General features: G+C 39.5%; 7 protein-coding genes. All 7 read right to left on the bottom strand.

Translation table 11 applies throughout. The annotated features are described in order from the left end of the window. Positions 1–287: 287 nt before the first annotated feature. Positions 288–1,349 carry a DUF4917 family protein gene (locus AAOP42_RS00515; protein ID WP_349526493.1) on the bottom strand — a complete coding sequence of 354 codons (1,062 nt, stop codon included), beginning with the start codon at positions 1,347–1,349 and terminating at the stop codon, positions 288–290. Positions 1,350–1,461: 112 nt separating this feature from the next. Continuing rightward, positions 1,462–4,314, bottom strand: coding sequence for a type I restriction endonuclease subunit R (locus AAOP42_RS00510; RefSeq protein ID WP_349526492.1), 2,853 nt, complete (start codon positions 4,312–4,314; stop codon positions 1,462–1,464). Between the two features lie 2 nt (positions 4,315–4,316). After that, on the bottom strand, positions 4,317–5,561 hold the full coding sequence (locus tag AAOP42_RS00505; protein WP_349526491.1) for a restriction endonuclease subunit S: 1,245 nt from the start codon (positions 5,559–5,561) through the stop codon (positions 4,317–4,319). Further along, positions 5,549–6,034, bottom strand: coding sequence for a hypothetical protein (locus AAOP42_RS00500; RefSeq protein WP_349526490.1), 486 nt, complete (start codon positions 6,032–6,034; stop codon positions 5,549–5,551). The genes AAOP42_RS00505 and AAOP42_RS00500 overlap by 13 nt, the downstream gene beginning before the upstream one ends. A 1-nt stretch (position 6,035) precedes the next feature. After that, the gene (dinD, locus tag AAOP42_RS00495) at positions 6,036–6,872 is read right to left on the bottom strand and encodes a DNA damage-inducible protein D (RefSeq protein ID WP_349526489.1); all 837 of its coding nucleotides are present in this window, start codon (positions 6,870–6,872) and stop codon (positions 6,036–6,038) included. 12 nt (positions 6,873–6,884) lie between these two features. Then, the gene (locus tag AAOP42_RS00490; RefSeq protein ID WP_349526488.1) at positions 6,885–8,459 is read right to left on the bottom strand and encodes a type I restriction-modification system subunit M; all 1,575 of its coding nucleotides are present in this window, start codon (positions 8,457–8,459) and stop codon (positions 6,885–6,887) included. A gap of 6 nt (positions 8,460–8,465) precedes the next feature. After that, positions 8,466–8,660: a helix-turn-helix transcriptional regulator gene (locus tag AAOP42_RS00485; protein WP_349526487.1), complete on the bottom strand. Its 195-nt coding sequence runs from the start codon at positions 8,658–8,660 to the stop codon at positions 8,466–8,468. Positions 8,661–9,153: the final 493 nt, after the last annotated feature.

Genomic DNA, 9,153 nt, shown 5'->3' with positions numbered 1-9,153 from the left:
ATGAATCAATGCTTTCCTACTACCAGAATACGCAACCTTCGATTCGATGAACCGCCGTATACGAGACCCGTACGTACGGTGGTGTGAGAGGTGCACCAGTGGGCTATTTGCTCACTGGCCATCTACTCGATTGTATGCCGTGCCATTTTTCCTTTTGGAACACTTCCGTTTCGGTTTACCACTGTGCGGTGGGCAGACATACTCTTTGACAAGTTTTGGTTTGTGCGGCTGCTTTGAGCGACTTGGCAATGTGTATGGCTGAGGAGGGGTGGTAGCTTCTTGAGCGACTAACCATTCCAAATATTCACTGTTCCTGCATTGTAGTAGTTTACTTTTTTACACTTGAATTTATGCTTAATTGATTCAATGTGCTTCAAATCATCATCAGTATATACACCAATATATACACTTAAAAGCATTCCATCCCGACCATCATCTTTGCGATACTTTGCAGCTTTGTTGATAGCATTAATAATATGTGTATCATATTCACCGAAATTGAAACCGAAGGTTACCAGAGAACCTGTAATTTCTGAGAGGTTATCATAGCAGTCCGTGAGATATTTGTTATGAACGATATGATTGAGCTTTTCCTTTCCATTTCCTGCCGTTACAAAGATAGGATAATGCTTTTTGTCTAGCCTTTTCTGTACGTTTTTGAGTAGGTATGTTCCAGACGTGTAGGTTTCTTTTATGATGTCAATACCAGTATCAAAAAGATGTAAAGCCCCATGAACGTAAAAAATGCTTTGTCCTGATTTATTCGGCCCCCACAGCAATTCGGAAAACTCTGCTTCTCCACCCTTTTTCAGATCTTCCTCGTTTTCTAATTCTTTACCAAACCCATCATTTGCCTTTTTGGATGCATTTCGCATGGTCACCCAATACAACAGCAAGTCATAATTTGTTGAAAATACCTTGCCGTCTTTGTCCAAGTAGTCAGATAGGAATTTAAAACAGGAAGCACTTTTTTCGTCTGATACTTCATAGGTGTGTTCGGGGTGTAATTTCTTGATGGCTTTGATCAAGCTTTCCTGCAGTTCTTGGTTGGCATCTTTTAGTTTTTGTACAAAAGATTGATCTGAACTAAAGGCTTCTGCCATTTGGATGAAATTATCCACTTGTTGCATCACCAACTCAAAATTCTTGTTATTGATGATTTTGAACAGTTTTGTGAGGATTTCACTATCCAAACTTTCAATGAAAGAGTATAATGCGTTGTATGAAAATATTTCAGTACTGTACGCCATGCTAAACCCATTGCCCAATAATAAATGCTTGGGTCTGTTCTTTTGCTTGGCCAGATAGTCGGTTACTTCTTGATATGATGGTAAATCTGTTATTTTCATATTTCAGCTATTAAAGCCATTTATTACCTGTTGCTCTTTCACTAAATACACTACCAAAATCAAGGAGGTAGCATTAAATGTGAGAAATAATCTAAATATTAGGTTTATCATATCATTTGGTCATCCCATTTATAAAAGTCTCTACAAAGCCTAAGATTTTACTTAGGATTCTGTCACCTGTTTTCTTGCGTTGAAGCAAGGTTGGTTTTTCTCCATCAATCAGTTCCAGCACTTCATCACGGAGTGGTTCACGTTCGGCAAAGAGATAATCTTCTATCAGTTTTTCCGTTTTTTCAGAACTTAGGTTTTCTTCTTTTACCAGTTCAGAAAAGGCTTTCTGCTGTTCTTCGTTCCAGAATTTTTCAAATTCCTGTGGTACATCGTCATTGTCTTCTATGACTGGAAGGTTTTCCTGAATAAACTTCTCAATCAATTCTCGTTTGCTACGCAAGTGAGCTTCATTGTTCAGGAGGTTAAAGATTTCCTTCTCGGTTTTGGAAACGTCTTTTTGTGTGTCCGATTTCAGTTTGATGAGCAACTGGATAATATAAGCGACATTGATTTCATCGCGGTGGATGAGTTCCAGTTCAAAGTCCACATCTTCCAAGATGGATACTTTCTCTTTTTGATGGTCGTTTTTTACTTTGTCATACAAGTCAAGGTACTTGCTTTTGTAGTCCTCAAAAAGCTGTTCATTCATTGCCAGATCTGCCCATTGAAAATCGGAGAAAGCAGCCAGGATGTTCTTAATTCGCATCAAGTCACGGAACGCTTTGATAAAAGCCAGTTCGTCATCTTCCGTTTGCAGATCGTTGACACTGTTTACAGTTGGTGTGATTTTCAGCAACTCGATAAAGGCTTCATTGAATTTCCCTACATAATCTTCGTAAGGCTTCATAATAATTACTTCTATCGCTTCTTTGTTACTGAAAAGTGTAATGGCTTTGTCAGTGGCGTTTTTCAGGTTGCGGAAAACCACAATGTTACCTTGCGATTTCTGCTCGTTGATGATTCTGTTCGTTCTTGAATACGCTTGTATCAAGCCGTGATATTTCAGGTTTTTGTCTACATACAAGGTATTCAAAGTCGGGCTATCGAAACCTGTCAAAAACATATTCACGACTAGCAGGATATCCACTTTTCTTTCTTTTACCTTTTTAGAAATGTCGTTGTAATAGTTGTAAAAACTCTCACTGTCTTTGGTGGAGAATTTCGTCTCAAACATTTCATTGTAATGCCCGATAAACTCGTCCAGTTTTTCACGACTATGTGCTTGCAAACCGTAAAGTGCTTGCGGTTCTTCCACTACAGAAAGTTCTTCTGGTAAAAACCCATTGGCATCTGCATCCTCTTCGTTGGCTGCATAGCTGAAAATAGTGGCGATTTTTAGATTGTGTTTGCCTTCTTCTTTTTTGCGTTGCAGTAGGTCGTAAAACTTGATGAGGGTTTCCACACTGCTTACACAAAACATTCCAGTAAAGGTTTTTCCGTGTGTTTTTCGGTCGTGATTGGCAATGATGTAGTCTGCAATTTTTTCTAAACGTGCTGGTGATTCCATCAGCTCTTTAGTGTCAATGTCTTCCACCTCAATGTCGATTTCAGTTGCGGTTTCTTTTCGCTTGTACCTGCCTACATATTCCACCGAAAACTTCAATACGTTTTCATCTTTGATGGCATCCGTAATCACATATTTATGCAGACACTCGCCAAAGAGCTCTTTGGTGGTTCTTTTTCCTAATTCATTCTTTACGGCATTGTCGGCAAAAATTGGTGTGCCTGTAAAACCGAACATCTGAATGTTGTTGAAGAAGGATTTAATACGGTTATGCGTTTCGCCAAACTGCGAACGGTGACATTCGTCAAAAATGAAAACTATGCGTTCGTCTTGCATGAGTTCCATTTTGCCCAAATACTGCTTTTTGCTTATGGCAGTATTGAGCTTTTGAATGGTGGTAACAATCAGTTTGGTATCGTCTGAAAATTGCTTGACCAAACTTTTGGTGTTGGCTGTGCCGTCTATGCTGCCTTTGCTAAAGCTGTTGAATTCTTTGTTGGTTTGGTAATCCAAATCTTTTCTGTCCACCACAAATACCACTTTTTTGACCTGTGGCAGGTTCATCAAGATTTGACTGGCTTTAAAACTTGTCAGTGTTTTACCTGAACCTGTGGTGTGCCAGATATAGCCATTGTGCGTACTGTTTTGAACCTGATTGATTAAGGCTTCTACCGCATAAAATTGGTAGGGGCGTAGCACCATCAATATTTTGTTGGTTTCATTGAGTACGATGTACTTGCAGATCATTTTGCTGATATGGCAAGGCTCTAAAAACGTATCTGTGAAACCATTGAGGATATTGGTTTGTCGCTTATTTTCTACATCTGTCCAGTAGAAGGTTTGTTTGAAACTCTGATGCCTATTGTTGGCATAATACTTTGTATTGACCCCATTGCTGATAATGAATAACTGTACATACTGGAACAATGCTGAGTTAGCTCCAAACGAATGCCGTTGGTAGCGGTTGATTTGGTTAAAGGCTTCTTTGAGTTCCAAACCTCTGCGTTTGAGTTCTATTTGCACCAATGGCAAACCATTGATAAGTAGGGTAACATCATAGCGATTTTTGTAGGTGCCTTCCATGCTTACCTGATGGGTGACCTGAAACTGATTTTGACACCAATACTCGGTATTGATAAACTCGAAGTAGAGGTTATCGCCATTGTCTCGCACAATGTGCTGTTTTTCCCGTAGGGTTTTTGCTTTTTCGAATACCGAACCTTTGCTCAGGATGTTAAGCACTTTCTCAAACTCCTTGGGGCTAAACTGTATATTATTATGCTTTTCTAATTGACTTTTGAGGTTGGCAATCAGTTCCGTTTCATCCTTGATATGTACCAAGCCATACCCCAGCTTTTGCAGCTGCACCACCAATTGTTCTTCGAGTATTTGTTCGGGTTGTTTAGCCATAATCAATTACAAAACATTCTTTGAATTAGTCCCTTTTTAAAATCCTTTAAGAATACCAATTGAGCATAGCTTGATTGTATTTTCCTATCAACTGAACTTAGATACTGAGCAATTTTTCTCTGTTCAGGTACTTTAGGGATTTCAATTTTTATATAATTTATTTCACTTGGTGAGAGGTTTGGTGGATCCGTTCCTGCAATATTGTTTTCAATGGCTTTAATTAGCCAAGACTGCTGAAGCATGTAATAAATAAACGTTGTATTATTTTCACTTACTATTTTCCCAACACGTTGATTTAGAAGCGAGTTATCAAAAAAATCATCAATTACTGAGATTTTTAATTCACCACTTAATATTGGTCTTGTTAATGCAATAACATAATCACCTTTTCTCAAAATGAATTTTTTGTGCTTTTCGAGAAAATCTTCAGGCAGAAAAGAAAGATTTTCTTTTTTCATTTCTTGGATGCCTACATCTGCAATCTTAACCCAAGGCACACCCTCATTTTTCGCATCATTGCTTGAAAAGGCATATCCATTAAAAATGGAAAATATTTCTCCAATGTTTTTTTCATCCCACTCCGGAAACTCCTTTCCATTTTCATCCTTAAATCTCAGCTCCTGAGTAAAGAGTTTTTGCATTACGCCTTTTTTGTATTGCTCCAGCATGGCTTTCTTTTCTTTGAGTTGGGTTATCTTTTTGTCCAGTACAGTGAAGAAAGTAGCTATGCGTTTTTGTTCGGGAATAGAAGGAGCGAAGATTCTATCGTGCAACACATAAGCGTTGTTGATCTTCATGTCGTTTTTCGCACCTTTCTTTACCAGTGGCCGTAAATAGCGGTTGGTATTGGCATCTAAGGAGAAGTAATAATCCAGAAACGGGCCATAAGCATTTTGTTCTTTTACATTGTACACCGCATACAGCGTTGAGACAATGCCCGCCTTGTCTTTGTTGAGCTTGATAATTCCAAAAGGATTGGCTTTCAATGGGCTTTTGGTGTACACAATGTCGCCCACTTCCACCACATGGTATTGGTGTACAGAGACACCTGCATAGCTTCTGCCCAAATGTTCTATTTGGTTTACTATGCCCAATTCACCAGAAACGGAAAGCACATGTTCTTTGCCGTATTTTAAATCACCATTTCGCTTTTTTGCTTCCTTCAAAAATTCACTTAGCTTTTTGTGCTGCCAAGCGTCTTTAAACTCAGGGAAACGTATAGTTGGTACTTTATTTAAATTCCCCATCTTCTTTTAATGTAAAATAAGTTACCATTTTTTGGATTATATAACGGGTAGTACTCTCTTTTGAAAAGAGCCAAAGTATTTGTGTTTTTCTCAATTAGGTTGTTTTCCAATAGGTACATCAGAGCAATAGATGGACTTCTCGATTCTCCCAGACTGCAATACACAAAAACGGAATTTCCACCAATTAAATGTTGGTTGATGAAATCCAAAGCAGGATTTATCATTTCATCATTTACATATTTAGGGTCTTCTCCATCTATCATGTTCAGATAAATAGCATCTGGATCACGCTTGAATAAATAATAAGGACTATCCGGATTACAACCTCTGCCTTGCCAACCGACCACAGACTGGTGTGTTACGAATCCGTTGGCACGTTGCAATGCACAAACGATTTTCATTCCTTTTTGCCGAGCAAATTGGTATTCCTCTTTTGTACCTACATAGAGTTGTAAATCCTTCATTTGCCGCATGCTACTTTTTCTTTTTGGTGTCCTTAATTATTTTCTTTTCATCGCCATCGAGTTTTCGCTGAAGCTTCTTCACATCTTCGGCTGGTGGCAAGTTTTCAGGTACAATACCTCTTTTGGTAAGCATCTCTCTTACTGCCTTGTTGTTGTCGATATGTTCTTTCTCAATTTTTGATTGTCCTTTCAGGTCTTTGTTTTGCACATTTAGACCTGTCATCTCAGCAGCCAAATCTTTGGCTTTGATGCTGATGGTAGGTAAAAAGTCAGCCACTGGTCGGCTGGCTGGCACACCCATTTTTCGTTTGAGTGTTTGGGTATTTAATCTGAACAAAGCCTGATCCCCTTTGCTTCTGATAATGGCAAAGCCTTGGCTATCTACACCTCTTTCATACAAAATGCCCGATAGCTGTTTTTCTGTTTGGCTTAGTTTTTCCCTTGCCTTTACACGTTCGTATTCCAACAAACGCTGCTCAACTAACTCAGCTCTACGGGTTTGTACCGCAAAGTAATTTTGTGCGAAGGAAATTTCCTCTTTGCGGCTATCACCATTTTGAGCTATCAAGTAACAAGCATAACGCGTAAGCAAGATGTCATCTATCTCTTTTTCAGCACCTTTGGGCATTGGTATCGTTTTCCTGACGTCAGGAAAATGATAAACTACCTCTTCACCTGCATTTTTACAGGCATCTTTGGCTTTTTGAATTACTTTTTCAAAGTTTTCCCACTTGCTATAACCTAGCAAATCTTGTAGTTCTCTTGCACTCCAACATTCAACGCCTTCCAGTTCGGCTGCTGCTGCTTCAAATTGCGAAAAAAGTGCTTTTATTTCTTCTGATTTCATAATAGTAGGTGATTAAAAAGGCGTATCAATATTTAGTTCTTTACAAAATGCGATTAACTCCGCATCCGTGTTTTTCATTTCTCCTTCTAGCTTTTTGAGCTGTTGAGCAACTGCACTGATGTCCACTGGCTCTTCTTCTTCAAAGGTGTTTACATACCGGGGAATGTTGAGGTTGTATTCGTTTTCGGCAATGAAGTCAAGCGTACTTAGATTACTGTATTTCTCGACCTCTTTTCTTTCTCGATATGTTGAAATAATCCGCTCAATATCTTCTGGTCGCAAAGTGTTTTGCGTGCCTCTCTCAAAATGTTCGGCAGCATTGATGAACAAGACATTATCAGGAGTTTCTCTACACTTTTTGAAGACCATGATACAAGTCGGAATCGGTGTACCATAAAATAAGTTGGCAGGCAATCCGATGACCGCATCCAAATAGTTTCGGTCTTCAATCAAATAGCGTCTAATATGTTGTTCTGCTCCACTTCTGAACAATGCACCGTGCGGTAAAACGATCGCCATAGTTCCATTTTCCGCCAAATGATGCACCATGTGTTGCACAAAAGCAAAATCTGCCTTGCTTCCTGGGGCGAGTTTGCCATATTGGCTAAATCGGTCATCGCTTGTAAATAATGGATTTGCACTCCATTGAGCAGAGAAAGGAGGATTGGCGACAATCGCTTCAAACTGCTTATCAATGTGCTGTGGGTGCTCTAAGGTGTCTTCTTGTTTGATGTCGAATTTTCGATAATGCACACCGTGCAAAATCATGTTCATTCGGGCAAGGTTATAGGTCGTTCTGTTAAGTTCCTGTCCGTAAAAGTTGCTCACCTCTTGTACCTCCTTTGCTACTCGAAGCAATAGGGAACCTGAACCACAAGTGGGGTCATAGACAGATTTAAGTTTACTTTTTCCAGTTGTTACCAACTTTGCCAACACCATACTTACTTCTTGTGGCGTGTAAAATTCACCCGCTTTTTTTCCTGCTCCGCTGGCAAATTGACCAATCAGATATTCATAAGCATCACCCAATACGTCCAATTCGGTTTGCTCCAGTTTGAAATCAATTTTGTCAAGGTGCGACAGCACCTTAGCAATTATTTCATTTCGAGCTTCTGGAGATTTACCCAATTTGGTACTGTTCAAGTCCATGTCTTCAAAGAGGTGGTCAAAGTCCTCTTCGCTATCCGTTCCCATGGTGCTGTTCTGAATGTTAATCAGGATTTTTTGCAGGTCTTCAAGTATGAAATTGCTACCACTTTCTTTGTCGCCATTACCATTACCTCTTTTAGCCACTTCGCTAAACAGTTCAGAAGGTTTTAAGAAATACCCCAACTTCTCCAAAGATTCCTCTTTGATGGCTTCAATATATTCCTTGCCTTGTCCGGTATTTTCTTTAATGTCACGATAATTCAGCTTGTCCTGCTTTAAAATATCGTTGGCATAAATTTCCATTTTCTCAGCCAGATACTTATAGAAAATGAATCCCAAAATATAGTCACGGAATTCGTCTGCATTCATTTTGCCTCTTAGGGTGTTGGCTATATTCCAAAGCTGCTGTTCGAGCTGTTTCTTCTGGTCTTCTGACATATATTGCTATTTCTTTTCTTCGTTAATCAAATCTTTCACTTCAACCCCAAGGATTTTAGCTATCTCAAAAAGTATTTCCAGTCTAGGTTGTTGTCTGTTCTGCACATAGCCGTTCACCATGTTGTAGCTTTTACCAAGCTTCTCCGCCAACCAAGTCTGCTTAATCCCCTTCTGTTCGAGTACTTCCTTTATTCGGTTCATGTACGCTTAAAATTATCCCGACAAGATAGTATTTTAATTTTAACTATCTCGTTTTTCAATATAAAAATAGTTCGGATTGTTATCGTCCTCCGAGCGTGGGGAGATTTTAGCTCTTTTGGTTTTTTCGGGTGGGCTTGTGCGTTGGCAAAATCCAAATGTGCTAAAATGTGCGGTGGGTTTTTCTCCGTTCCCGCATGGCATACAACGACCAGCTATGATGAGCGGGGATTAGAAAGCACTAACCTTTCCGCTCGCACATAGCCACGCCTTGATTTAAATTTAAAACTTGTGGCGGACATTCCAATCCCCACGAAAGTATCCTGACCGATGAAACCCCATTCATTCATAGCACTTGTGTGTGCCCAGCATGGGCATCTTTCCCTACATAAAAGTAGGGTATTAATTTATAGGGTGCAAGTCCCTTATGGGCGAGAGTCGTGTCTCGAACCATTAGTAAGCTGCAAGGTGGTTTACCATGAGGTATGCACTGAAG

This window comes from Reichenbachiella sp. MALMAid0571, from assembly GCF_040151475.1.
GTDB lineage: Bacteria > Bacteroidota > Bacteroidia > Cytophagales > Cyclobacteriaceae > CAXBNB01.
Note: the sequence above shows the minus strand (reverse complement) of the source record. Positions and strands in the feature narration are given on the sequence as shown.